The 23021-nt window shown below is 68.7% G+C and carries 24 protein-coding genes; 9 read left to right on the top strand and 15 right to left on the bottom strand.

Features of this window, described 5'->3' with window-relative positions:
• Positions 1 to 86 precede the first annotated feature (86 nt).
• From ACFPZ3_RS42085 to ACFPZ3_RS42070, 4 genes are all read left to right on the top strand, one after another.
• A complete protein-coding gene (locus ACFPZ3_RS42085) occupies positions 87 to 509 on the top strand; it encodes a DUF6292 family protein (RefSeq protein WP_379519969.1) in 423 nt (140 codons plus the stop codon).
• A gap of 217 nt (positions 510 to 726) precedes the next feature.
• Positions 727 to 1287: a DinB family protein gene (locus ACFPZ3_RS42080; protein WP_379519968.1), complete on the top strand. Its 561-nt coding sequence runs from the start codon at positions 727 to 729 to the stop codon at positions 1285 to 1287.
• A gap of 526 nt (positions 1288 to 1813) precedes the next feature.
• Positions 1814 to 2020: a hypothetical protein gene (locus tag ACFPZ3_RS42075; protein ID WP_379519967.1), complete on the top strand. Its 207-nt coding sequence runs from the start codon at positions 1814 to 1816 to the stop codon at positions 2018 to 2020.
• A gap of 3 nt (positions 2021 to 2023) precedes the next feature.
• Positions 2024 to 2389, top strand: coding sequence for a hypothetical protein (locus tag ACFPZ3_RS42070; RefSeq protein ID WP_379519966.1), 366 nt, complete (start codon positions 2024 to 2026; stop codon positions 2387 to 2389).
• A 201-nt stretch (positions 2390 to 2590) separates the two neighbouring features.
• Here the strand turns inward: ACFPZ3_RS42070 and helR are convergent, their stop codons facing one another.
• Entirely contained in the window at positions 2591 to 4738 is a 2148-nt protein-coding gene (helR, locus tag ACFPZ3_RS42065) for an RNA polymerase recycling motor ATPase HelR (protein WP_379519965.1), read from the bottom strand.
• Between the two features lie 131 nt (positions 4739 to 4869).
• The gene (locus ACFPZ3_RS42060; RefSeq protein ID WP_379519964.1) at positions 4870 to 5079 is read right to left on the bottom strand and encodes a hypothetical protein; all 210 of its coding nucleotides are present in this window, start codon (positions 5077 to 5079) and stop codon (positions 4870 to 4872) included.
• A gap of 204 nt (positions 5080 to 5283) precedes the next feature.
• Between ACFPZ3_RS42060 and ACFPZ3_RS42055 the strand changes: the two genes are divergently transcribed.
• Positions 5284 to 5535, top strand: coding sequence for a hypothetical protein (locus ACFPZ3_RS42055; RefSeq protein ID WP_379519963.1), 252 nt, complete (start codon positions 5284 to 5286; stop codon positions 5533 to 5535).
• Here the strand turns inward: ACFPZ3_RS42055 and ACFPZ3_RS42050 are convergent.
• From ACFPZ3_RS42050 to ACFPZ3_RS42030, 5 genes are all read right to left on the bottom strand, one after another.
• A complete protein-coding gene (locus tag ACFPZ3_RS42050; RefSeq protein WP_379519962.1) occupies positions 5532 to 5984 on the bottom strand; it encodes a GNAT family N-acetyltransferase in 453 nt (150 codons plus the stop codon). The genes ACFPZ3_RS42055 and ACFPZ3_RS42050 overlap by 4 nt on opposite strands.
• Positions 5985 to 6056: 72 nt before the next feature.
• Positions 6057 to 6293: a hypothetical protein gene (locus tag ACFPZ3_RS42045; protein WP_379519961.1), complete on the bottom strand. Its 237-nt coding sequence runs from the start codon at positions 6291 to 6293 to the stop codon at positions 6057 to 6059.
• 122 nt (positions 6294 to 6415) lie between these two features.
• On the bottom strand, positions 6416 to 8374 hold the full coding sequence (locus tag ACFPZ3_RS42040) for a vWA domain-containing protein (RefSeq protein WP_379520123.1): 1959 nt from the start codon (positions 8372 to 8374) through the stop codon (positions 6416 to 6418).
• A 50-nt stretch (positions 8375 to 8424) separates the two neighbouring features.
• The gene (locus ACFPZ3_RS42035) at positions 8425 to 9126 is read right to left on the bottom strand and encodes a hypothetical protein (protein ID WP_379519960.1); all 702 of its coding nucleotides are present in this window, start codon (positions 9124 to 9126) and stop codon (positions 8425 to 8427) included.
• Between the two features lie 60 nt (positions 9127 to 9186).
• Positions 9187 to 10578 carry a sigma 54-interacting transcriptional regulator gene (locus ACFPZ3_RS42030; protein WP_379519959.1) on the bottom strand — a complete coding sequence of 464 codons (1392 nt, stop codon included), beginning with the start codon at positions 10576 to 10578 and terminating at the stop codon, positions 9187 to 9189.
• Between the two features lie 171 nt (positions 10579 to 10749).
• Here ACFPZ3_RS42030 and ACFPZ3_RS42025 point away from each other — a divergent pair, with 171 nt between their 5' ends.
• On the top strand, positions 10750 to 11925 hold the full coding sequence (locus tag ACFPZ3_RS42025; protein ID WP_379520122.1) for an FIST signal transduction protein: 1176 nt from the start codon (positions 10750 to 10752) through the stop codon (positions 11923 to 11925).
• A gap of 109 nt (positions 11926 to 12034) precedes the next feature.
• Here ACFPZ3_RS42025 and ACFPZ3_RS42020 read toward each other — a convergent pair whose 3' ends face one another.
• The 5 genes from ACFPZ3_RS42020 to hppD form a co-directional block, all read right to left on the bottom strand.
• Positions 12035 to 12628: a hypothetical protein gene (locus ACFPZ3_RS42020; RefSeq protein ID WP_379519958.1), complete on the bottom strand. Its 594-nt coding sequence runs from the start codon at positions 12626 to 12628 to the stop codon at positions 12035 to 12037.
• Positions 12629 to 12696: 68 nt separating this feature from the next.
• Positions 12697 to 13242, bottom strand: coding sequence for an RNA polymerase sigma factor (locus ACFPZ3_RS42015; protein WP_379519957.1), 546 nt, complete (start codon positions 13240 to 13242; stop codon positions 12697 to 12699).
• A 65-nt stretch (positions 13243 to 13307) separates the two neighbouring features.
• Positions 13308 to 14717, bottom strand: a complete 1410-nt coding sequence (locus ACFPZ3_RS42010) for a M1 family metallopeptidase (RefSeq protein WP_379519956.1) — start codon at positions 14715 to 14717, stop codon at positions 13308 to 13310.
• Between the two features lie 46 nt (positions 14718 to 14763).
• Positions 14764 to 15207, bottom strand: a complete 444-nt coding sequence (locus tag ACFPZ3_RS42005; protein ID WP_379519955.1) for an RDD family protein — start codon at positions 15205 to 15207, stop codon at positions 14764 to 14766.
• A gap of 34 nt (positions 15208 to 15241) precedes the next feature.
• Positions 15242 to 16351 (bottom strand): 4-hydroxyphenylpyruvate dioxygenase, encoded by a 1110-nt coding sequence (gene hppD / locus ACFPZ3_RS42000; protein ID WP_379519954.1) that lies wholly within the window; start codon positions 16349 to 16351, stop codon positions 15242 to 15244.
• A gap of 103 nt (positions 16352 to 16454) precedes the next feature.
• Between hppD and ACFPZ3_RS41995 the strand changes: the two genes are divergently transcribed.
• A complete protein-coding gene (locus ACFPZ3_RS41995) occupies positions 16455 to 16934 on the top strand; it encodes an Lrp/AsnC family transcriptional regulator (RefSeq protein ID WP_379519953.1) in 480 nt (159 codons plus the stop codon).
• Between the two features lie 217 nt (positions 16935 to 17151).
• Positions 17152 to 19191, top strand: a complete 2040-nt coding sequence (locus tag ACFPZ3_RS41990; RefSeq protein ID WP_379519952.1) for a transglycosylase domain-containing protein — start codon at positions 17152 to 17154, stop codon at positions 19189 to 19191.
• Here the strand turns inward: ACFPZ3_RS41990 and ACFPZ3_RS41985 are convergent.
• Entirely contained in the window at positions 19181 to 21136 is a 1956-nt protein-coding gene (locus tag ACFPZ3_RS41985) for a thioredoxin domain-containing protein (protein WP_379519951.1), read from the bottom strand. The two genes, ACFPZ3_RS41990 and ACFPZ3_RS41985, sit on opposite strands and share 11 nt — an antisense overlap.
• Positions 21137 to 21224: 88 nt before the next feature.
• On the opposite strand from ACFPZ3_RS41985, the gene ACFPZ3_RS41980 reads away from it, so the two are divergent.
• Positions 21225 to 22370: a hypothetical protein gene (locus tag ACFPZ3_RS41980; protein ID WP_379520121.1), complete on the top strand. Its 1146-nt coding sequence runs from the start codon at positions 21225 to 21227 to the stop codon at positions 22368 to 22370.
• Between the two features lie 135 nt (positions 22371 to 22505).
• On the opposite strand, the gene ACFPZ3_RS41975 is transcribed toward ACFPZ3_RS41980, so the two are convergent.
• Together ACFPZ3_RS41975 and ACFPZ3_RS41970 are read right to left on the bottom strand one after the other, a co-directional pair.
• Positions 22506 to 22790, bottom strand: a complete 285-nt coding sequence (locus ACFPZ3_RS41975; RefSeq protein WP_379519950.1) for a GNAT family N-acetyltransferase — start codon at positions 22788 to 22790, stop codon at positions 22506 to 22508.
• Positions 22791 to 22997, bottom strand: a complete 207-nt coding sequence (locus ACFPZ3_RS41970; protein ID WP_379519949.1) for a hypothetical protein — start codon at positions 22995 to 22997, stop codon at positions 22791 to 22793.
• Positions 22998 to 23021 lie beyond the last annotated feature (24 nt).

Here is a 23021-nt window from a genome sequence, read left to right as displayed (position 1 = left end):
GGCTGTGCAACGGAATAAGTTCGGCGCGGGTATGGTTGGTCACCGTCGCTTTTTCCTTACCGTTAGGGCACAAGGGGGTGCCGTCCGTGGCCGTCAGGCACGTCGAGCCGTATACCGACGAGTGGCTGCAGCAGCCGTACAGTTACGTCCAGCAAGTCCGTGACCTGCTCGGATCCGAGGTCGTAGATTGGTGGAAGGGGCCCTGCGACCCCCGTGACGCCACTCTCAAGCTGGCCGACGACACCGCGCTGGTGTGGGACGAGGAGAGCGGCTGGCGGCTGGGAACCTTCGTCTCGGGCGGGCGTGGCCGGCACACCGAGTTGGCCGGCGTCCGCTACCTGGGCCACGGCCTGCTGCCGAAACCGGAGCGCGTGCCGCCGGCGTTGAGCGACGCGAGGGCGGGAGTGGGCGCGAGTTCGGCCTGGCGCCCCTGCTACCGCTCCCACCGCAACTGCCGGGACGGCTTCGACGTCGCCCTCGACTTCTACTCCGGCCTCATCGGCGCCTGACCCCCGAATCCCTGGGCCTGCGTTCGGCCCTTGTACGGGCGTGTCAGGAGATTCCGCTATATCGGGCCAGCGTCGTCGATCCTGCTGAAGAACTTGGCCGCGTAGGTGGGCGGCCCCCGACTTGGTTGCCGCAGGTGCGGTACGCTCTCGCGGCCCACGGCCGGCGCCGGCGTCCGCGAGGGTCGCAGCCAGGTCTCCGTGTATGTAGTGTGCCGAAATGACAAGAAGCGAGCGAATCGCGGACCAGCTGGACCGGCACTGGCACAAGAACCTGCGGCCGCGGCTGGACGGTCTTGCCGATGAGGAGTACTTCTGGGAGCCGGTGCGTGGCTGCTGGAGCATCCGCCCACGTGGCACGTCGGCCGCACCGATGACGGCAGGTTCGGGGGAATGGACGATGGACTACGCGTCCCCTGACCCGGTGCCGGCGCCGGTGACCACGATTGCCTGGCGGCTGGCGCACATCATCGTCTCCTGCCTGGGCTATCGGGTCGGATGGCACTTCGGCGGCCAGGACGTCGACTCCCAGACATTCGCCTTCGCGGGGACCGCTGACGAGGCGCTGAAACAGCTCGATGAGATGTACGGGAGATGGAACGCGGGGGTTCGCGAGCTCTCGGACGCCGACCTGGAGAATCCGCCCACGGTGGGTCCCGAGCGGTTTCCCATGGAGGGCATCGTCCTGCACGTCAACAGGGAGCTGATCCATCACGGCGCCGAGATTTCCCTGCTGCGCGACCTCTACCGCTGGCAGGACGGAGCCACCGTCCACCCGTAGGTGGGGCCACTTGCCACCGTCTCATGCGCTCCAGGAGCTCGGCAAGGGTGGGAGTGCCGGTGATGGGCTGGATGAGGGCTCCGGTGCGCCTAAAGATTCGAACTCAGAACATGCCCTAGCCGGCTTGCGTAAAGTTGATGACCAGATTGTCATTGGTCACGATGTGCTCTTTGAAGAAGCGTGGTGTTCCGTCCGAGGCCCAGATCAGCCAGCACCGGTCGAATCGTTGAGGAGGGCAGGCGTACTGAAAGCTCGACGGCCGGGTTTGTGAGGTCGCCGAGTGGGCGTGGGAATACCAGGGCCGCCAATTGAACGCGGGACGCCGGCGCGATGATAACGGCTCCTGGAAGCGCTCCATCCGGAGGATTCGACGCAAAATTCTTGCCATGCCGGATTACCATTTCAATGGCTTCCGTGATTGCCGAATCCTTGGTGCCGTGATGATTGCTCGCCGAGCTTAGGGAAAGGCGCGGCGGGCATTCTTTGGGTGTCCAACACGCGGGACCAACGAAAAGGGGTGGTTCGGATGACGGAGCGTGAGCCCGATCCGACAATGGCGTTCGGTGCCGTGGTGGAAGAAGACGGGCTGAAGGTGGCGCCCTCGCGGAAGCCGAGGAACGCCGGCGCCCGCAGGGGTGGGATCGCCGATGAAGAGCCGCCGCCGCCGCTTCCGCACCCTGCGGAAATCGATGACAGGCCACTTTCCCAGCGGTTCGCCGAGCCCGGGGAGTAGATCGTGTCAGAGATCAATTATTCGAAACTGTACTTTCGTAACGACTACCACCATCGGCTGTGGGTGGCCATCATGTTCCCCGCTCCGGACGCATGTGCGGAGTTCGGTCGCTGGCGCACCAAAGGATGGTGGTCCGTCGATACCGGCGGGCAGGCATTCGTCCTCAAGACCATCTTTCGAACCGCCTACTTCTACGCGGAGGCCGAGGATGGGGCGATCTGGGACGGCGGCCCGAATGCCCCCATCATGTACGTCACTCAAAGTTCGTTCGAATCCTGCCATCTGATCAACACCGCCGGCTCGCGACCCGTCCGAGTGGATCGTCTCAACCTCGGCACCGGAGGCGCATTCGTCCAGCCCCTCGGCTGAACCCGTGGGCCGCCTTACCAGCGCTCCACGAGATGCTCGCGACCAGGCGGCGGATCATTGCCCACTGGGCTCCACAGCGGCAGGGTCAGCCGCACCGATCGGGTTTCGGTGGTGCCCGATGGGGCTTCCTGGGAATTGCCCGCATTGCGGTGCGCAGGCTCACGTACGTGCGGGCGCCCAAGAATGCCCTCCCATCAGATGTCAGGGGCTGGTGAGGATGACGAGTTGCTGGGTCGCTCGGGTCATCGCGACATAGCGGTCGACGGCTCCTTCGATGCCCTTGCCGAACGCCTCCGGGTCGATCAGGACCACCAGGTCGAACTCCAGCCCCTTCGACAGCTCCGGGGTCAGCGACCGGACGCGGGACGTCCCCTTGAAGGTGGGGTCGCCGATGACGCAGGCGATCCCGTCGGCGTGCGCGGCGAGCCAGGTGTCGAGGATCGAGCTCAGCTCCGAAACCGACCCGTGGACGACGGGGACGTCGCTGCTGCGGATGGAGGTCGGCACGTTGGCGTCGGGAAGCACGGCCCGGATGACCGGCTCGGCTTCGGCCATGATCTCCTCCGGCGTCCGGTAGTTGACGCTCAGGGAGGCCAGGGTGACCCGGTCGAGCCCGATCCGCTCGAGCCGTTCCTGCCACGTCTCCGTGAACCCGTGCCTGGCCTGTGCACGATCCCCGACGATGGTGAAGCTCCGTGACGGGCACCGCAGCAGCAACATCTGCCACTCCGCGTCGGTCAGCTCCTGAGCCTCGTCCACGACGACGTGCGCGAACGGGCCGGCGAGCACGTCCGGCTCCGTGCTGGACAGTGCGGTCTCGTCGACCAGGGCGTCTTTGATGTCCTGTCCGCCCAGCATCGTAATCACGCCTTCGCCGTCGTCATCGGCCTCAAGCAGGCGGTCGACGACCTTGGCCACGTTCTCGCGTTCCGCGGCGACGGCGGCGTTGTGCCGGCGCTTACGTCGCGCCGCCTCAGGGTCGCCGAGCCGCTGCCGGGCCGCGTCCAGGAGCGGCAGGTCGGAGACCGTCCAGGCCTGGGCGTCCCCCCGCTGCAACCGCCGGATCTCGTCGGGGCTGAGCCAGGGAGCGCACATGCGCAGGTAGGCGGGGACCGACCACAGGTCTCCGACGAGGTCGGCCGCTTCGAGCAGCGGCCACGCGCGGTTGAACGTCGTGAGCAGCTCCCTGTTCCGCAACAGAGACCTGCGGAGCAGGTCGGGCGAGGCGTCGCCGTCGTGCTTGTCCTGCAGGATCGTGAGCAGCTCCGCCCAGATCTGGTCACGCGCCTCGTTGTGCGGGGTGCCGGGTTCCGGCGCGTCGAACGCCTCCGCCCAATCCTCGGCGCTCAGCCAGATGTCGGACCAGTGGGTCGTGACCGTCATCCCCTTGTCGGGCGGGTTCTCGTAGAACCTGACGGCGGGCTCGATCGCCTTCACCATGTCGGCGGACGACTTCAGCCGGGCCACGTCCGGGTCGCTCTCGGTCGCCGCCGTGGCTCCCTCGGTGACGAGGTCCCGCAGGGTGCAGGTCTGCACGCCCTCCTCTCCGAGGCTGGGCAGGACGTCGGCGACGTAGGACAGGTAGGGCTGGTGCGGACCGACGAACAGCACGCCGCCCCGGTGGTGGCCGAGGCGAGGGTCCGCGTAGAGGAGGTAGGCGGAGCGGTGCAGGGCGACGACGGTCTTGCCCGTACCCGGGCCGCCGTCGACGACGAGAGCGCCGCGGGATCCCGCGCGGATGATGGCGTCCTGGTCGGCCTGGATGGTGCCGAGCACGTCTCGCATCCGGGCCGACCGGTTGCTGCCCAGGCTGGCGATGAAGGCGGACTGGTCGTCGAGCGCGGCGTGCCCGACCAAGCCGTCCGAGGTGAACACCTCGTCCCAGTAGTCGCTGATCCGGCCGCGGGTCCAGCGATAGCGGCGGCGGCTCGCCAGGCCCATCGGGTTGGCGTGGGTGGCGCCGAAGAACGGCTCGGCCGCGGGGGAGCGCCAGTCGACCAGCAGCCGGCGACCCTCGCTGTCCTTGAGGCCGAGCCGCCCGATGTACACGGGCTCGGGGTCGTCCGCGCTGATCATGTGTCCGAGGCACAGGTCCAGGCCGAAGCGGCGCAGCGCGCGCAGGCGGGCGGTCAGCCGGTGGATCTCCAGGTCCCGCTCCAGCGCCGCCCGGCCCGCGCCGCCGGGTGCCTGGCGTGTGGCGTCGAGGCGGTCGGACAGGTCGGCGATCGACTGTTCGAGGTTCTCCGCGATGGCCGCGAAGTGCTTCTCGTCGCTCGCGATCAGCGCCGGGTCGGCCTTGGGAGCGAGGTGGGCGGGAAGGTCAAACGCGCCGGTGGTCAGCGGGTTCACGTCAATAGCTCCGATCTGAGGTCGCTTGCACCGTTGCGCGTGGCAAGGCGTCTGGACCGGCGTGACGAATCTGGTGGCACCGCTCCGGGTGGCCGTTGCAGGTTCTCGTGTTCTCGACTGTTCCGTATGGTTCACGCGGGTACGGGCGGCCTTTCCCGGCTGATCGTGTCGAGCAGCGGCTTCGCGGCCACCGTCGTCCCGTCGGCGCGGATCATGCCGGCCACGGCGGTCGCCCGCTGCGCGAAGTCCTCGTCCGGTGGCGCGCACGCCCGCGCCTCCGAGCGTCCCACCAGCCGTTCGACGTTCTCTCGTGAGCCGTACGTCGACAACAACACACGCACTTCGTATCCCCATTTCCGCAGCTTCCGGCCTCGGCCGAATGATTCTGCGGCATGACCCGGGTCTTGTGGCAAGCCCCCCGGTGCGCTATAGGTTAAGAGTGGAAGGAGCGGACAACTCCCCTTCCCCCTTATGGCCCGCCGCGGACGGGCAACCTCCTGTCGAAACGGCGGCGTGCGTCCACGGGAAGCGATCGAGGAACTCTCATGGCTGAGACTTCATACAGCATCGGTGAGGGTCCCGCGACTCACGTCAGCCTTTCCCTGCCCGAAGGCACGGTCGAGGCGATCCGTCGCCGCGTGGGCAAACGTGAGTTCTCCTCGTTCATCGCCGCAGCGGTGGAGCGTGAACTGGCCGGCCATGAGCGCCGTAACGGGCCTCTCCCCAGTTCAGGACTGCTGTCCGGGATGCGTCGCCAGCACGTAGGAGAAGAGGAGGCGAAGACCTCCGCCGGTTAGTGGAGCACGAGCAGGATGTGCTCGTCCTCGTCGTGCCACAACGTCCCGGACCGGGAGAAGCCGTGCTTCTCCAGGAGTCGCACCGAGGCGGTGTTGGCGTGGAAGGGGTCGGCGTAGAGCGGGCGGGTCTGCTCCTTGCCGAGGAAGAGCGCCATGGCCCGGGTGCCGATGCCCCGGCCCCAGAACGCCTGCCCGAACCAGTAGCCGATGAAGCGCTGATCCTTCTCCCACCAGGCCACCAGATTGCCCGCCAGCTCACCGTCCACGATGACCGCCTGCACGAAGACGGTCGGGTCGTCGAGGATGCGGGTCTTCCAGTGGCGCATGAACGCCTCCCGCTCCCGGGGCGCGAACCTCGACCGCCGCGCGGCCTCCGGGTTGTGCTCCTGCTCCAGGAACACCTCCAGATCGGCCTCCACGACATCCCGCAACCGCACGTCATCACTCATGGCGAGCAAGTCTGGCATGACGCACCGACAAACCGGGACGGGCGATCAACGCCTGTCCCGGCTCGTCCGGCGTCAGGTCAGCTCCCCCAACGGTGTGTACGCCACGTCCTTCTCCGTCTGCAACACCCTCCCATCCTCCCCATAGGCCGTAACCGTCACAGGCGGCGAGACCAGGACGCAGAGCGGCCGGCCCAGCGCGTCCTCGCGCCCCTCCGGATCGGCCGTCTGCTTTCCGATGATCCGGACGATGAAGAACCCGTTGGCCATCCGCGCCTCCGCACGCCGCCCGTCCGCCCAGTCGACCTCCACCCGCCGTACGGCGTCGCCGACCCGACGAACTCGGTGAAGGCTCGCTCGTGGTCAGGGTGCAAGAGGTCTCCTCTGGTCTCGCACCCTTAGATGGAGGAGGGGTCACGAATCTATGGTGTGGATCAGCGGGAGCGGCGCAGGCGGAGGAAGTCGCTGACGACGTATTCGCCCAACCGTTCCGCGCTGGGCGAGAAGACCCGCCCGCCGTTCCTGCGGGCCACCTCGTCCACGAACTCCTTCAGCCGGTCGTCGGCCGCCAGCATGAAGATGTTGATCGTGGCGCGGCGGCGGGTCATCTTGTCCACCTCGGACAGCGTGAGCTCCAGGGTCTCGTGCGAGGGCGGCCACTCGAAGGCCGAGCTGCCGTTGCGCAGGAGATGGGCCGTGGGCTCGCCGTCGGTGACGACCAGGACCACCGGTTCGAAGTCGGGGTGGCGGTCCAGGTGGCGGCCGGCGATCAGGAGGGCGTGGTGCAGGTTGGTGCCCTGGACCATGTCCCAGTCGAGGCCGGCCAGCTCGTCCGGCTGCAGCACCCTGGCGTAGTTGGAGAAGCCGATGATCTGCACGGCGTCCTGCGGGAACTTCGAGGCCACCAGCGCCTGCAGGGCCAGCGCCGTCTGCTTGGCGGCGGCCCAGGTGCCGCGCAGGGCCATCGAGTACGACAGGTCCACCAGGAGGCAAACGGCCGCGGCGCTGCGGCGTTCGGTCTCGGCCACCTCGAAGTCGTCCACAGAGAGCCGCACCCCGGCCCGGTCGCCGAGGGCCACGCCGCCGCTGCGTACGCCGTTGACCAGCGTGCGCACGACGTCGATCGGCTGCTCGTCCCCGAAGCGCCACGGCCGGGAGGAGCCCGTGAGCTCGCCGGCCGAGCCCGCGTCGTGCTGGTCGTGGTCGCCGCGGCGGCCCCCGTCGAGGGAGGAGAAGACGCGGCGCAGCGCGGTCTCGCCCAGGCGGCGTACGGCCTTGGGGGTCAGCTCCAGCTTGCCGCGGCGGCGCAGGAGGTAGCCCTGCTCCTCCAGTTCGCGTTCGATGCGCTTGAGCGCCTCCAGGTCGTCCACCGCGGCGCGGCCGAGCGCACGGCGTACGGCCTCCTCGTCGATGTCGTCGAGCCGCGCGCCCGGGTAGTCCTGGCGCAGGGCGGTTTCGAGCTGGGTGAGGTCGGCCAGCTCCTCCAGGGCCGTCACGGCGTCGCCCATGGACAGGGGCTCCTCGCCGGTGAGGCGTTCCGGGGCGTTCCAGGCCAGGTCGGGGCGGCGGGAGTAGAGGGCCTCGCCGAGGCGGCGCATCTGGTCGGACAGGCCGGCCTGGTCGAGGGTCTGGTTGATGAGGTTGGACAGCTCCTCACGCTGGCGCGGGGTCATCGAGGCGAGCATGCGCTGGGTGGCGGCGGCGCGGCGGGCCAGGATGTCGACGAGCTCGTCCAGGTTGCGGGGCTTTTCGGGAAACAGATCGCCATATTTCGACATAAAGGAGTCGAAGTCGGCTTGGGTGTGCTCGCCTCGGGAGTCCTTGTCGAGCATGTCGTTCAGGTCCGACATCATCTGGCGGACGCGTTCCATGGCCTCAGGGTCGGGATTGGCCAGCGCGTCGCGCAGGCCCCTGAACTGGCTGTCCAGGACCTCCCTGCGCAGCAGGTCGCGCAGCTCCTCGAAGGTCTGGCGGGCCGCCTGGGAGCGCCACTCGTACGTGCTCAGCTCCTGGATCGCGCTGGCCGTATCCTCCGGCAGCGCGTCGAGCTCGGCCTCCCGCAGCCGCGCGTCGTCGGACGGATCGGGGAACAACTCGGCCCGCTCCTGCCCGATCGCCTTGTCGAGCAGTGACCTGGCCCGCTCCAGCGTCCCGTCGAGCCGCCCGCGCTCGCGCAGGTCACGGCGGCGCCTGCGGACCTCCTTGAGCATGTCGTCGAGCCCGCGCCGATCCTGCGAGCCGGGAAGGCCGCGCTTGAGCAGGTCGCGCAGGGCGTGGACGGGCGTCGAACCCGACAGGATGGCATCGCCCATCTCGTCGAGCGCGGCGCGTACGTCGTAGGGAGGGGCCAGGGGGTCGGGGCCGTCGTTGAACTCGCCATAGCGGAAGGCCATCACGAAACCACGCTAACCCCAGAAAGGCGCCCATGTGTGTACATGGATTTTCAGGCGTCGCCGAAGATCTCCCACACCTGGTTCAGGGAATCCACGCCGGGCGTGTAGTCGATCTTGACGAGCACGGGGTGCCTGACTCCCTTGAGGGCCTTCGTCAGGTCCTTCCACGTGCAGTCTTTCTTGCCGAGACCGTTCTGGGAGGCGTTGACGGGTCTGCCCGCGAGCCAGCCGTCGCCGCAGCGGGCGGTGGTGCGGGAGAAGGTCGTCGTGTACGCGTACCCGAGCTTGACGGTCTTTCCGCCGGTCGCGAACAGCACGGTCGTGTCGTTGACGCGCTTGAGCGTGCCCTTGGCCAAGCGCGGGTCGGGCCAGTCTTTGACCAGGATCTCGTTGACCCGGGTCGCCTTGCCGCCCCGGTGTTCGACGCGCACCGGCACGGGGCCGCGCCCCAGCGTGGCGGCCAGGTCGGCGGGCTTGCACATGGTGCGGCCCAGGCCCTTGGCATCCACGTTGGCCCGGCCCTCGGTCTCCTTCAGGTCGCACGCGACCGTGATCCGGCCGTATGCCGCCCCGGTGTAGTCGAGGCGCAGTTCCTTGGCCCCGGCAACGGCCTTGAGCGCGGCCGACCTCGGGACGACACGCAGATGGCCCTGGCCGTCGGGCCAGGCGTAGCCGTACACGAAAGCAGTGGGTGCGGCGGGTGTGGCGGGCACGCTCAAGGCAAGAGCGGTGGCACAGGCGAGCAGGCGCATGGACGGTCTCCCCCGACGGCGATCAGCTACAAGCTATGACGCGGGAGACCGCCCAAGTGTTCACGTACGGTAGACGGTCACTCCGTCAAGGTCCTCCTTGGACAGCCGCCGCATCAGGTAAAGCCCTTCGAGCGCGAACTCCAGGGCGGCCGCCGCGTGCCCCGGCGACTCCTCGCCAGCGCCCATGCCCAGCCGCGACATGATCTTGGCCAGGCCGTTGACGGGACCGATGCGGTGCAGCAGCTCGCCGGCCGGAACCAGCTCGCCGGACTCCACCTGGTTGCCCTCGGCGAACTTGTCCGTCACCGGAGACAGGTCCATTCCGCCCAACCGGCTCCTGAACGTCTCCGCCGTCGCCCGCCGCAACAAGTGGGCCAGGATCTCGGTCTCCCTGCCCTCCTCGCTGACCTCGAACTCCACCTTGCCCCGCAGGCTGTGGACCACACAGGCCAGGTCGACCACGCGCGTGACCGGCTGCTCCTCGCCCGTGAGCGCCGCCCGGCGCACCGCGGAGGCGGCCGCGGTCTCGGCGGCGGCGATCGAGAAGCGCGCGGACACCCCGGAACGGGCGTCCACGGCGGTCGACTCGCGGACCAGCCGGGTGAAGCGGGCGATCACCTCGACCAGGTGCTCGGGCACGTCGGCCCCGATGTCCGGCACGGACTCCTGGCGGATGAGGGTCAGCTCGTCCTCGACGGTCGAGGGGTAGTGGGTGCGGATCTCGGCGCCGAAACGATCCTTAAGCGGCGTGATGATCCGGCCCCTGTTGGTGTAGTCCTCGGGGTTGGCGCTGGCGATGAGCAGAATGTCCAGCGGCAGTCGCAGGTTGTAACCGCGCACCTGGATGTCGCGCTCCTCCAGCACGTTGAGCAGCGACACCTGGATGCGCTCGGCCAGGTCGGGCAGCTCGTTGACGGAGAAGACGCCCCGGTTGGTGCGCGGGACCAGGCCGTAGTGGACCGTTTCAGGGTCGCCGAGCGTGCGCCCCTCGGCGATCTTGATGGGGTCGACGTCGCCGATCAGGTCGCCCACGGAGGTGTCGGGGGTGGCGAGCTTCTCGCCGTAGCGCTCGTCGCGGTGTTTCCACGCCACCGGCAGCTCGTCACCCAGACTTCGCGCCAGCGCCTTGCAGCGCGTGCAGGCCGGCTCGTACGGGTGATCGTTGATCTCGCAGCCCTCGACCACCGGCGTCCACTCGTCGAGCAGATGGGTGATGGTACGGATGAGCCGGGTCTTGCCCTGGCCGCGCTCCCCGAGGAGGACCAGGTCGTGCCCGGCCAGCAGGGCACGTTCCAGGTGTGGCAGGACGGAGTCGTCGAAGCCCACGATGCCGGGGAAGCGCGGCTCGCCCGCCCGCAGCTTGGCCAGCAGGTTTTCCCGGACTTCGGCCTTGACGGTGCGATGAACGTGGCCGCTCTCTCGCAACTCGCGGAGAATACGTGGCTGATGCACGGGATTGAGACTACGTCCCCTGCGAGGAATGTGTCAGAGAGTTTCGCACCTGGCGGAGATTTCGGATCTTGACCATTGCGTGGCGGTTCGTGTGCGTGCTTGTCCCTTTAGTGGGGAGAATCGGGCCTAGGGAACTTGGACATGTCGAGGGAGGCGAGATCCGTGGCCGTGATGACAAGCCGCTTCGCCGACGGCCTCGCCGTGGGTTCCGACCTGGTGGAGGCCGCGGAACACGCCGTCGGCCAGGCACTGTCGAGGCTCAGCGGCCCAGCCGACCTGGTCTGCTTCTTCATCTGCGGCGACGACCCCGAGGACGTCGCCCGTGCGGGCCAGGCCGCGATGAAGCTCGCGCCCGAGGCGCACGTGATCGGATGCAGCGCCACAGGAGTGATAGGGGACGGCCAGGGCGTGGAGCTGACGCCGGCCGTGAGCGCATGGGCGGCGACCCTGGAGGGGGCCCGGCTGACGACGTTCACGCTGGAGACGCTGACGGCCGAGGACAGGTTCGTGGTGGTGGGTCTGCCCGAACGGGGCGGGGACGACCACGTGGCGATCCTGCTGGCCGATCCGTACACCTTTCCGACCGACGCCTTCGTCGAGCGCTCGGTCGACGTGTTGGGCGACCTGCCGCTGATCGGCGGGCTGGCCAACGGCCTCCAGGGACGAGGATCCGTACGGCTGTTCGCCGACGGCGAGATCTACACCGAAGGCGCGATCGGGGTCCTGCTCAGCGGGCCCATCAAGATCAGCACCGTGGTCAGCCAGGGCTGCCGTCCGATCGGGCCCAGCATGGTGGTCACCGCGTCGGAGGAGAACCTGCTGCTGGAGCTGGCCGGCCAGCCGGCGCTGGCGCGTCTTGAGGACATCGTCAGCGACCTGGACGAGGACGACCGCGAGCTCGTCGCCTCCGGCCTGCAGATCGGGCTGGCCATGGACGAGTACGCGGAACGCCACGAACGCGGAGATTTCCTCATCAGGGGAGTCATCGGCATCGACCCCGAGCGCGAGGCTGTGGCCATCGGCGACATCGTGGAGATCGGCAGGACCGTGCGCTTCCAGGTCCGCGACGCCGCCACCGCCGACGAGGACCTGTACGACCTGCTCGACGCCCACCGTGAAGAGCTCGGCAAGGTGGACGGGGCGCTGCTGTTCTCCTGCAACGGGCGGGGGTCGGCCATGTTCGGCACGGCCGACCACGACCCCGTCGCGCTACGGGACACGCTGGGGCCCATAGGCGTGGCGGGCTTCTTCGCGGCCGGTGAGGTGGGTCCGGTCGCCGGTCACAACCACGTACACGGGTTCACGGCCTCCGTCCTGGTCTTCTCCAGCGCCTCGGGCGGTTCGTGACGTCGGCGGTCCGTGACGTCGGCGTTTCCATGACGCGGGCGTTCCATGACGTGTGAAAGCCCGGCGGCCCCCGCTGCTCGGGAGGGGCCGCCGGGCGCTGGGAGGCGGGTCAGCCGGTCTTGCTGGTCAAGCTCGGCCCCTCCTCCGTGCCGGTGTCGTGGCTCGGTCCGTCGTCCTTCTTCTCCGAGGTGCCGCCGTCACCGGGCGGCGGCACGGGCAGGGCGGTGGGCTCGCAGGGAGCGACCGCCCCCTTGACGATCTGCATCGTGGTCGCCGACGGCGGCGCGGTGTCGCCGTCCTTGCTCTTCGAGATGGCCAGCACCAGCGTGGACCCCGCCGGCACCTGGCCCTTCTCGATCTTGAAGGTGATCCCGTCGCCATCCTTGCCGATGCCCGCCGCGAACATCCCCTGCGTGTCCCCGGCCGAGCCGCGCGGCTGCTTGCAGGTCTGGCCCTCCGGCAGGTAGTCCACCACGGCCTCGACCCCGGCATCGGCCAGCTCGGCCTGCAGCCCCTCGGGGTCGGTGAACGCGTGGATCTGTACGCTGACCCCGCCGTCCGACCCCGTGGAAACCGCGTACGCCGGGCTGCCGGCGATCCCGGTCAGCACCACCACCGCCGTGGCGGCCGCCGCGACCCCCGCCACCGCGGCGGACAGCCCCACGAAGCGCCGGGAGCGCCGTACCGGTGTCACAGTCGTCATCCTGTCCTCCGCCGTCCTTGTCGTGAGCTCGTCTTTGAGTGCACTGAGAAGGCGATCTTCGAACCTGTTCATGTCCGTCCCTCCAGATACACGGCCGATGGCGAGGCGACGTTCTCGAGGGCGCGTCTGGCCCGGTGCAGCCGGACACGTGCCGTCACGTGCCTGATGCCCAGAGCCTTGGCGGCCTCGGTGACGGTGAGCTGATCGATCACGACGAGCTCCAGCACCGCGCGTTCACCCTCAGGGAGGCCCTGCATGGCCTCCAGGGTGCCGCGCATCCTGCGCTCGGCGTCGATCCGCTCCTCCATCCTGGCGAGATCGTCGTCGTCCATCAGCCGGCGACCGGCGACGCGGCTGGTCATCCGCGCCTCCCTGGCCGCCTTACGGTGCTGGGCGGACACGACGTTGCGCGCGATGCCGTAGAGCCATGCGATCTCGCTACCCCGGTTGGGCGCGTACGTATGCGCCGAGTCAAGGACCGCCAGGAAGATGTCCGCTGTCAGGTCGGCGGCGAGGTGAGGGTCGCTCACTCGCCGGACCACGAATCTCATGACGGCATCCACGTGGCGGCGATAGAAGGCCTCTAAGGCCGCGGGGTCGTCGTTGAGGCGCACTGGCCTCGCTCCCTTCGTCGTTCGCCCTTACACCCGTACTTGGATCGGGCGACGAGAAGCGTTTCCTACGACGGGCGGCGGGGCTGGAAGAGCCAGGCGTCGAAGAGGGGGGTGAGGTCCTTGCCGGACAGGTGTTCGGCGAGGTCGATGAACTGCTCCGTCGTGACGTGACCGTAGCGGTGCTCGGCGGTCCACCTCTTGAGCAGGGTGAAGAACGTGGCGTCGCCGATGGCGCGGCGCAGGGCGTGCAGGGTCATGCCGCCGCGGGTGTAGACGGACTGGTTGAAGAGGTCGTCCGGCTTGGCGCGACCGGGGGGATATTTCCACATCGGGTCGCTCTCGGGGCGGTTGTGGAGCTGCTGGAACATGGCCTCCGCGCTCTGCCGGCCCTTGTGCTCCGACCACAGCCACTCCGCGTATGTGGCGAAGCCCTCGTTGAGCCAGAGGTCCTTCCACCGCTTGATGGTCAGGCTGTTGCCGAACCACTGGTGCGCCAGCTCGTGGGCGACGATCGTCTCTTGGGGGTTGAAGCCTCCGTAGAGGGGCTTGGTCTGGTTCTCCAGCGCGTAACCGGCGGAGTAGTCGTCCACCACGCCGCCCGTCGAGGAGAACGGGTAGGGGCCGAAGACCGTGGTCCAGTAGTCGGTGATCTCGCCGGATCTGGTGTAGAGCTCGTTGAGCGAGCCCTTGAACTTGGGGTCGGTGGCGGCGAGGTTCTGGATGCCGGTGGCCGTGCTGCCCTGGCGCAGGTCGAACTTGCCGATCGTGGCGGTGGCGAGGTAGGTGGCCATCGGGTGGCGCTCGCGCCACCTGAAGGTGGTCCTGCCGCCCGCGGTGACGGGCTGCCCGATCATCTCGCCGTTGGCCAGGGCCGTCACCCCGGCGGGCACGGTGATCGTGAAGTTGAACGTGGCCTTGTCGGACGGGTGGTCGTTGCTGGGGAACCAGGTCTTGGAGCCGTTGGGCTCGGAGGCCACGAACGCGCCGTCGGGGGTCGGGATGAAGCCGTAGGTGCCCAGGTTGGCGGTGTCCTTGGCCGGTTTGGGCAGCCCGCTGTAGGTGACCTTGACGGTGAAGGTGGTGCCGGAGTCGAGCACCTTGGACGGGCGCACGGTCAGCTCGTCGCCCTCCCGGCTGAACCGGGCCGGGACGTCGTTCACGGCGACCCCGCGCACGTCGAGACCGGTCAGGTCGAGGTTGAAGCTGGTCAGGTCCTGGGTGGCGCGGGCGCGCACGGCGGCCACGCCGTCGAGACGCTTGGTGGCGGGGACGTAGGCGACGGCGAGGTCGTAGTGGGCGACGTCGTAGCCGCCGTTGCCGTCCCTGGGGAAGTCGGGGTCGCCGATGCCGGGCGTGCCCGCGCGCTGGTCGGCGGGCAGGTGATGGCTGCTGGGCGGTGGCTCGTCGCCGGGGGAGCAGGCGAGCACGGTGATGAGCGCCGCCAGCAGAGCCACCCCGCGCCTGTTGTAACGCATAGGCGAACGAGCCCCCTTCGAATCGTGACCAGAATCTTACGCTGAGTCAGGCATTCACGACGACCGTCCTGGCGGCCTTGTCGTGGAGGGCCTGTTTGCGGGGGTCGAAGAGGATCCAGCCGAGATCCAGCAGAAGGCCGACGCAGCAGAGCCATTCGAGCACGGTCGCGACGGCCTGCCTGACAGCTGTCTGCCCCACGCCTATCTTGCCGCCGTACTCCGAGACGACACGGATGCCGAACAGCTTCTTGCCCAGAGTCTGACCGTTCCAGAAGGCGTGCAGGAGCCAGAAGTACAGGAAGGCGACGAGCCCGGCCACGAAGGTGTGTTCCACTGGGAAGCGCTCCCAGCCGTTCTTGCTCTCGTTCCAGACGTAGTCCCAGCTCGTCCAGCTGAACGGCGCGGAGACGATGTTGACGATGAGCCAGTCGAGGACGCCGGCGAACAACCGCCGCCAGCGTCCCGCCAGGCCTGGTGGCGGCAATCCCATGATGTCTGGATGACCACCACTAAGTCTGGACAAACTAAAGGTTGCCTCTGCGTTCCTGCTCGCGCTCGATGGCCTCGAACAGCGCCTTGAAGTTGCCCTTGCCGAATCCGAGCGAGCCGTGCCGCTCGATGAGCTCGAAGAAGACCGTGGGCCGGTCCTGCACGGGCTGGGTGAAGATCTGCAGCAGGTAGCCGTCCTCGTCGCGGTCCACGAGGATCTTGCGCTGCTTCAGCTGCTCGATCGGCGCGCGCACCCGCCCGATGCGCTCGCGCAGCTCGGGGTCGTCATAGTACGAGTCGGGCGTCTCCAGGAATTGCACCCCGGCCGCCCGCATCTGGTCCACCGTGGTCAGGATGTCGTTGGTGGCCAGCGCGATGTGCTGCACGCCCGGGCCGCGGTAGAACTCGAGATATTCGTCGATCTGCGACTTCTTGCGGCTGACCGCCGGCTCGTTGAGCGGGAACTTGACCTTGCGCGAGCCGTCGGCCACGACCTTCGACATGAGCGCCGAGTATTCGGTGGCGATGTCGTCGCCGACGAACTCCGCCATGTTCGTGAAGCCCATCACCTTGCGGTAGAACTCCACCCACTCGTCCATCTTGCCCAGCTCGACGTTGCCGACGCAGTGGTCGACGGCCTGGAACAGCCGGCCGTGCTTCGTCGCGGGCGGCGCCACCAGGGGCTCGGCGGGCGCGTAGCCCGGCAGGTAGGGGCCGCCGTAGTTGGACCTGTCGACCAGCGTGTGCCGCGTCTCGCCGTACGTGGCGATGGCCGCGAGCACCACCTTGCCGTGCTCGTCCTCCGCCGTGTACGGCTCCACCAGCCCCTCGGCCCCGTGGGCGACCGCGTAGGCGTAGCCGGCCTCCACATCGGGCACCTGGATGGCCAGGTCGATGACCCCGTCCCCGTGCTCGGCCACGTGCCGCGCCAGGTCCGTGCCAGGGCGGATCGAGGCCCGGAACTCGAAGGTGGCGCTGCCCGAGGTCAGCACGTACGAGGCCGCGTCCGGGCTGCCGTTCTCGGGCCCGCGGTAGGCGACCAGCCGCATGCCGAACGCGGTCGAGTAGTAGTGGGCCGCCTGCTTGGCGTTGCTCACAGCGAACACCACGGCGTCCATGCCGTTGACCGGAAAGACATCATTCATACCCTCAACTCTCGATTTCCCTGGACGGTCTGCGCAAGGGTTACCTCGTTGAGTGCACAATCTGCCTAGTGACATGGCGCGGGGTCCGGTAGATCTGTACAGCATGACAATCGACGACCTCGACGCCCGGCTCATCACCCTCCTGACCGCAGAACCCCGCCTGGGCGTGCTGGAGTGCTCGCGGCGGCTCGGCGTGGCCAGGGGCACGGTCCAGGCCAGGCTCGACCGTCTGGTGGACAGGGGAGTGGTCACCGGCTTCGGGCCCGACGTGTCCCCGGCGGCGCTGGGCTACGACGTGACCGCGTTCGTCAGCATGGAGATCAGGCAGATCGCCGGGCACGAACCGGTGGCCGACAGGCTGGCCGCGATCCCCGAGGTGCTGGAGGTGCACACGATCACCGGCGACAGCGATCTTCTTTGCCGGGTGGTCGCGCGCACGAATGCCGATTTGCAGCGGGTTATCGATCGGATAGTTGATGTTCAGGGCGTACTCAGGACTAATTCGATCATCGCCCTGGACACTCCGGTTCCCTACCGAGTGTTGCCGTTGGTCGCCGATGTTCCGCAACGTGACGGCGGCTAGTCGTACCATCTCTATGGGACGAGGCACCATTATCGATCGTTTACTCTTGGCATTCGCCCAGCTTGCGGGGGTTGGGCGACGCTGGGCAAGGGGAGGTCGAGGGGTGCGGAATGGCGGTGGTAAAGGGATGCGGAAGCGACGGATTCTCCGAGTTCTACTGATATCTATCGGCACGGGAATCCTCGTACTCGCCGGGCTTTTCGCTGTTGCCTGGGCGATGACTCCGATTCCCGACACGACCCAGAAGCAGGCCACCGCGCAGGGCTCGGTGATCTATTACCGCGACGGTAAGACGGTGCTCGCCCGGCAGGGGATCGACCGCAAGACCATCGATCTGGCCAAGGTGCCCAAGCACGTGCGCGACGCGGTCATCGCGGCCGAGAACCGCTCGTTCTACGAGGACGGCGGCGTGTCGGCCAAGGGCACCGGGCGGGCCGTGTGGTCCACCCTCACCGGCCAGCAGCTCCAGGGCGGCTCCACGATCACCCAGCAGCTCGTCCGCAACTACTACAGCGGCCTGAGCCAGGAGCGATCGGTCACCCGCAAGTTCAAAGAGATCCTCATCGCGATGAAGGTCGACCAGTCCAAGTCGAAGGACTGGGTGCTGGAGCAGTACCTCAACACGATCTACTTCGGCCGGGGCGCCAACGGCATCCAGTCGGCCGCCCGCGCCTACTTCGGCAAGGACGTCGAGAAGCTGACCGTCTCCGAGGGCGCCTACCTCGCCTCCGTGATCCAGCAGCCCAGCCGCTTCGCCGACCCCAAGGGCTCCGACCTGGTGGCCGCGCAGGGGCGCTGGCAGTCGGTGATCAACGCGATGGGGCAGACGGGCGCGCTGACGCCCCAGCAGGTGGCCGCCGAGGAGTTCCCCAAGCTCAAGGCGCCGAAGAAGCCGTTCCAGCTCAAGGGGCAGGCCCAATACATGCTGGAGCAGGTCACCAGCGAGCTCAACCGGCGCGGCTACACCGACGAGGACATCAACAGCGGTGGCCTCAAGATCGTCACGACCTTCGACAAGAAGCTCATGCAGGCCGCCGAGCGGGCCGTCTCCGACGTGATGCCGGACGCCACGCCGAAGAAGGTGCGCACGGGGCTGGCCGCCGTCGATCCCACCACGGGCGAGGTCGTCGCCTTCTACGGGGGCAAGCCGTCGCAGTCGAAGTACTACGACAACGCGTTCTCCGCCAAGGTGATGGCCGGCTCCACCTTCAAGCCGTACACGCTGGCCACGGCCCTGGACAACGGCTTCGACCTGTCCACCCGGGTCGACGGCAACTCGCCGCTGCGCGTGGCGTCGGCGCCGCAGGCGATCCCCAACGACGGCGACCGCTCCTACGGCCAGATCGACCTGGTCAGCGCCACCCAGAACTCCGTCAACACCGCGTTCGTGGACCTCGGCCAGAAGGTCGGCCTGGACAAGGTGGCCAAGACCGCCGAGGCGGTCGGCATCCCCGCCGCCCAGCTCGAGAAGCAGAAGGACACCGCCTCCTTCCCGCTCGGAGTCTCCTCCGTCAGCGCCGTGCAGAACGCCTCCGGCTTCTCCACCTTCGCCAACAAGGGCGTGCACATGGAGGCCCACGTGGTGAAGTCGGTCACCGACGCCCAGGGCGCCAAGGAGACCGTCAAGCCGGTCTCCACCCAGGTCGTCAGCGAGCAGGCCGCCGCCGACACCGCGTACGCGATGCAGCAGGTCGTCGAATACGGCACCGGCACCGCCGCCAGGCTCTACGACCGCCCCGTCGCCGGCAAGACGGGCACCACGGACGAATCGAAGTCGGTCTGGTTCAACGGCTTCACGCCGCAACTCGCGGTCGCGGTCGACATGTTCCGCGACGACAACGCCACGGTGACAATCCCCGGCTACGGCACGCAGTTCGGCGGGCAGCTGCCCGCGCAGGTCTGGCGAGCGTTCATGACGGAGGCGATGGCGGGCAAGCCGGTCGAGGAGTTCCCCGAGCCGTCGTCGCAGTACGGCTGGTCCGACGGCTACTCGGAGCCCGACCAGAACGTGCCCGACCAGGAGTACACGCCTTCGCCGAACCCGGACGAATGGAACCAGCCCGATCCCGCGACCAGCGAGCCGTCCTTCACCGACCCGCCGATCACGGAGACGCCGGACGGCGGCGGGCAGCCTGACCAGCAACCCGAGGAGACGGCACCGCCCGCCACCCAGGTTCCCGACCAGCCGACCCTCCAGGACGACACCGGGTCGCAGGGCGACGGGACAGGCCGCCGGCAACAGCAGGTCAACCAGTGAGTTCGGCCCGCAGCTCCTCGACCGTCGTCACAGGCATCCGGCACGTGAACCCTCTGCACACGTAGGCCGCGGGGGCGTCCCCGACCAGCCCTCGCCCCTCCAGCAGGGCGGGATAGGCGCTCTCCGCCGCTCCGCCGAGCGCCACCACCAGGCCGGGCACGTCCGCGAGCAGCGCCTCCCGGTGCAGCCGCGCCGTACGGGGATCGTCGGCGGGGCCGACGACGGCCACCTCCACAGGCCCCGACAGCGACGCCCGCGCCACGGCCAGCCCCCACCCCGCGAACCTGGCGTGCCCCTCTGTCAGCACCGACACGGTGCCCAGCGCGGTGTAGGCGGCCTCACGGTGCCGGCTGGAGCCGGTCAGGGCGCCGTAGGAGAGCAGGGCTCCGGCGGCCGCGTACTGGCCGGAGGGGGTGGCGTTGTCGGTGGGGTCCTGGGGGCGCTGGAAGAGCCGCTCTGCGTCGTCCGCCGTGTCGTAGAAGCCGGCCTCCCCGTCGGCGAACCTGTCGAGCACGGTGTCCAGCAGCGACCCGGCCAGCCGCAGCCATCGGGCCTCGCCGGTGACGCCGTAGAGGGAGATCAGGCCCTCGGCCAGGTTGGCGTAGTCCTCCAGGACCCCGGAGTTCTTGCCCGCCCGGCCGTCCCTGGAGGTCCGCAGCAGCCGCCCGTCCGCCATGTGCGTGCCCGCGAGCAGCTCCGCCGCCGCCGTGGCCGCCGCGACCAGGTCGGGCCGCTCGAAGACGACGCCGGTCTCGGCCAGCGCCGCGATGGCCAGCCCGTTCCAGGAGGCCACCACCTTGTCGTCGCGCCCAGGCCGCACCCGGCGCTCCCTGGCGGCCAGCAGCCGCGCCCGCACGTCCGCGTAGCGTTCGGGGTCCTCGGGGTCGCGCAGGAGCTGCAGCACGGAGGCGCCGTGCTCGAACGTCCCCGTCACCTCGAAGAGCCCGGCCGCCCACCGGCCGTCGTCGTCGCCGAGCACCTCGCGCAGCTCCTCGGGCGTCCAGACGTAGAACTTGCCCTCCACGCCCTCGCTGTCGGCGTCGAGGGCCGAGGCGAACCCGCCCTCGGGAGTGCGCAGCTCGCGCAGCAGCCAGTCGGCCGTCTCCAGCGCCACCCGCCGCGCCAGGTCCCCGCCGCCCGCCTTCCACCAGTGCGTGTAGACGCGCAGCAGCAGGGCGTTGTCGTACAACATCTTCTCGAAGTGCGGCACGACCCACTCGGCGTCCACGCTGTAACGCGCGAACCCGCCGCCGAGCTGGTCGTACATGCCGCCGCGGGCCATCGCCGCCAGCGTCCCGCCGCTCATCTCCCGCTCGCCGGAACGCAGCAGGAACTCCAGCACCATCGACGGCGGGAACTTGGGCGCCCCGCCGAACCCGCCGTTCGCCGCGTCGTAGGACTCCCGCAGGTTCGCCACCGCCTGCCGCAACGTCTCCTCACCCGGCAGCGCCCCGCTGGGCAGCGCGGTGTGCGTGTTGAGCGCCTCCACCACCTTCGCCCCCTGCTGCAACACGGAGTCGCGCTGGCTGCTCCACACCTTGTGCACCTCGGTGAGCAGGCGCTGGAAGCGGGGGCGCGGGAAGTAGGTGCCGCAGTAGAACGGATGTCCGTCGGGCGTCGCGAAAACCGTCATCGGCCAGCCGCCCTGATGGGTCATGGCCTGCGTGGCGTTCATGTAGACGGCGTCCACGTCGGGTCGTTCCTCGCGGTCGACCTTGATGTTGACGAAGTGCTCGTTCATCAGGCGCGCGGTGCCGACGTCCTCGAAGCTCTCGTGCGCCATGACGTGACACCAGTGACACGCCGAATAACCCACGCTGATGAGCAGCGGCACATCACGTCCGCGGGCCTCCGCGAACGCCTCCTCACCCCACGGATGCCAATCCACGGGGTTGTCCGCGTGCTGGAGCAGGTAAGGACTCGTCGCGTCTTTCAAGCGGTTCATCAGGACCTCCCCTGCCCACCCTAGACGGCCGGGACTCCCACTACCTTTCACGCCGTTCGGGGGACGGCGTAGGTTACGGGGCGTGGATATGGACTACGTCTGCGCCCACGCCGGTCGTCCGGCGTCCGATGTCACACGCAGGGACGTGGCGCGCGCGTTGCTCGCCGTGCCGTCAGGGGTGGCGCTCGTCGCGCTGCCCGACCTGCGGCGGGCCATGATGTCGGCGGGCAACCCGCTCTCCATCGCCTTCTGGGAGTCCGCCAAGGCGACCCTCGGTTCGATCGAGTCAGGGGTGGCCACGGTCGGTGACGTGCAACGGTGGGTCGAGTCCACCGGCACCGAGCCGATCCTCATGACTCCGAGCTATTTCGTCTGGCCGGAGGAGGACGAGCGCGGGCCCGTGGCGGCGGAGATGTTCGGGCGGATGGTGACGCACCTGGAGGAGCGGGTCACGGCGGGGGAGATCGATCCCGACGCGCTGGCGGCCGGCGATCAGGAGGCGCGCTCGGCGTACGAGGAGCTGCAGGAGCGCTGGCTGAGCACGCCGCTGCCCGACGGGCGGGTGCCGGGGTTCGCGGTCAGCGACGAGCAGGACGAAGAGCTGTTCTCGGTGTGGGACGAGGAGGAGGCGTTCGCGCTGTCGGAGCTGCAGCGGATCATGGCGGAGCTGCCCAAGCAGCCCGAGGTCCCGCTCCGGGAGCTGGAGACCGCCTCTGTACGCCTGCGCGCGCTGCTCGCCCTGCCCGGCTACCCCGCCACCGTGCTGCGGGCCTGTGCCGGGTTCGACGAGCGGCCGATGCCCGACGACGACGTGGAGTTGTGGCTGGCGGTGGCGGCGGGCGTCGCGGGGCCCATCTCGGACCTGTCGGAGAACATGGACGTGCTGGAGGAGTTCGCGGACCTCGACGGGGAGCTGAGCGAGGAGGACATGGCGCTGGCCAACCTCTGCGCGATCCAGCACGCGGACTGGCTGGCCGGGGTGGCGGCGCTGGTCAGGCTGGGACCGGGGGTGCTGGCCTCGCCGGAGCGGATGGCGCGGTTCATCGCCGAGTCCGAGGACATCGACATCGACGTTCAGGACGACGAGGATCTCGGGGCCACGGAGAGCCTGTTCGGGTCGGTGGTGGTCCTGTGGCGGCAGCTCGGCATCGTGAACGATGACGAGGTGCTCACGCCGCTGGGCTGGTGGGGGCTGCCGAAGGCGCTGGAACGTGCCTGGTCACCCGCCGAGTGAACCTGGGAGCTGACGGAACGCCCGCTGAGAGAACCTGGAACGTGCCCGGCCACCCGCTGGGAGAGCCTGGAGGCGTGCCTGGCCGCCCGAAGGCCGCCCGAGGCGACCTGGACGAGCCTGACCCGGCTCGCCGGGTCAGGAGGCGTCTACGAGGTCCTTGAACTCGGGGTGGCGTTCGATGTATTTCGCCACGTAGGGGCAGGTCGGCACGACGCGCAGGCCCGTGTCGGCGCTCGCCTGGAGGGCGTGCCCGACCAGCTTGCCCGCCAGCCCCTGCCCCTCATAGGCCGGCAGCACCTCGGTGTGGGTGAAGACGATCTTCGTGGGCAGTAGCTGATAGTCGGCGAACCCGGCGACCTTGCCGTCCACGAGCAGCTCGAACCGGCTCTCCGTCGTGTTGTCGACCACTTCTGTCGCCATTTACTCGGCTTTCTTGTCGGCGGCCTTCACTTCGGCCTTCTCCTCGGCCTTCTGCTCAGCCTCGGTCTCGCCCTCGTGCGGCACCTGGATCTTCGACATCTGCTTGTTCATCGACTTGATCAGGATATACAGGGCGACCCCGATGAGGGCCACGACAATGAAGCCGAGCAGGCCCGGACTCACATCACCAGCTGCGAGAACATTCACACTTCCAGTCTGCCACCGGGGGGC

The organism is Nonomuraea insulae, from assembly GCF_042656245.1.
The sequence above is the reverse complement of the archived record's forward strand: the minus strand, read 5'-3'. Positions and strand labels throughout refer to the sequence as shown.

Coding starts and splice junctions, on each gene's coding strand:
- ACFPZ3_RS42025 (WP_379520122.1), top strand. CDS start 10,750: ATGACAAGCCGCTTCGCCGACGGCCTCGCCGTGGGTTCCGACCTGGTG.
- ACFPZ3_RS42055 (WP_379519963.1), top strand. CDS start 5,284: ATGGCTGAGACTTCATACAGCATCGGTGAGGGTCCCGCGACTCACGTC.
- ACFPZ3_RS42050 (WP_379519962.1), bottom strand. CDS start 5,984: ATGAGTGATGACGTGCGGTTGCGGGATGTCGTGGAGGCCGATCTGGAG.
- ACFPZ3_RS42040 (WP_379520123.1), bottom strand. CDS start 8,374: ATGGCCTTCCGCTATGGCGAGTTCAACGACGGCCCCGACCCCCTGGCC.
- ACFPZ3_RS42010 (WP_379519956.1), bottom strand. CDS start 14,717: ATGCGTTACAACAGGCGCGGGGTGGCTCTGCTGGCGGCGCTCATCACC.
- hppD (WP_379519954.1), bottom strand. CDS start 16,351: ATGAATGATGTCTTTCCGGTCAACGGCATGGACGCCGTGGTGTTCGCT.
- ACFPZ3_RS42075 (WP_379519967.1), top strand. CDS start 1,814: ATGACGGAGCGTGAGCCCGATCCGACAATGGCGTTCGGTGCCGTGGTG.
- ACFPZ3_RS42005 (WP_379519955.1), bottom strand. CDS start 15,207: ATGGGATTGCCGCCACCAGGCCTGGCGGGACGCTGGCGGCGGTTGTTC.
- ACFPZ3_RS42035 (WP_379519960.1), bottom strand. CDS start 9,126: ATGCGCCTGCTCGCCTGTGCCACCGCTCTTGCCTTGAGCGTGCCCGCC.
- ACFPZ3_RS42080 (WP_379519968.1), top strand. CDS start 727: ATGACAAGAAGCGAGCGAATCGCGGACCAGCTGGACCGGCACTGGCAC.
- ACFPZ3_RS41985 (WP_379519951.1), bottom strand. CDS start 21,136: ATGAACCGCTTGAAAGACGCGACGAGTCCTTACCTGCTCCAGCACGCG.
- ACFPZ3_RS41975 (WP_379519950.1), bottom strand. CDS start 22,790: ATGGCGACAGAAGTGGTCGACAACACGACGGAGAGCCGGTTCGAGCTG.
- ACFPZ3_RS42020 (WP_379519958.1), bottom strand. CDS start 12,628: ATGACGACTGTGACACCGGTACGGCGCTCCCGGCGCTTCGTGGGGCTG.
- ACFPZ3_RS41980 (WP_379520121.1), top strand. CDS start 21,225: ATGGACTACGTCTGCGCCCACGCCGGTCGTCCGGCGTCCGATGTCACA.
- ACFPZ3_RS41995 (WP_379519953.1), top strand. CDS start 16,455: ATGACAATCGACGACCTCGACGCCCGGCTCATCACCCTCCTGACCGCA.
- ACFPZ3_RS41990 (WP_379519952.1), top strand. CDS start 17,152: ATGACTCCGATTCCCGACACGACCCAGAAGCAGGCCACCGCGCAGGGC.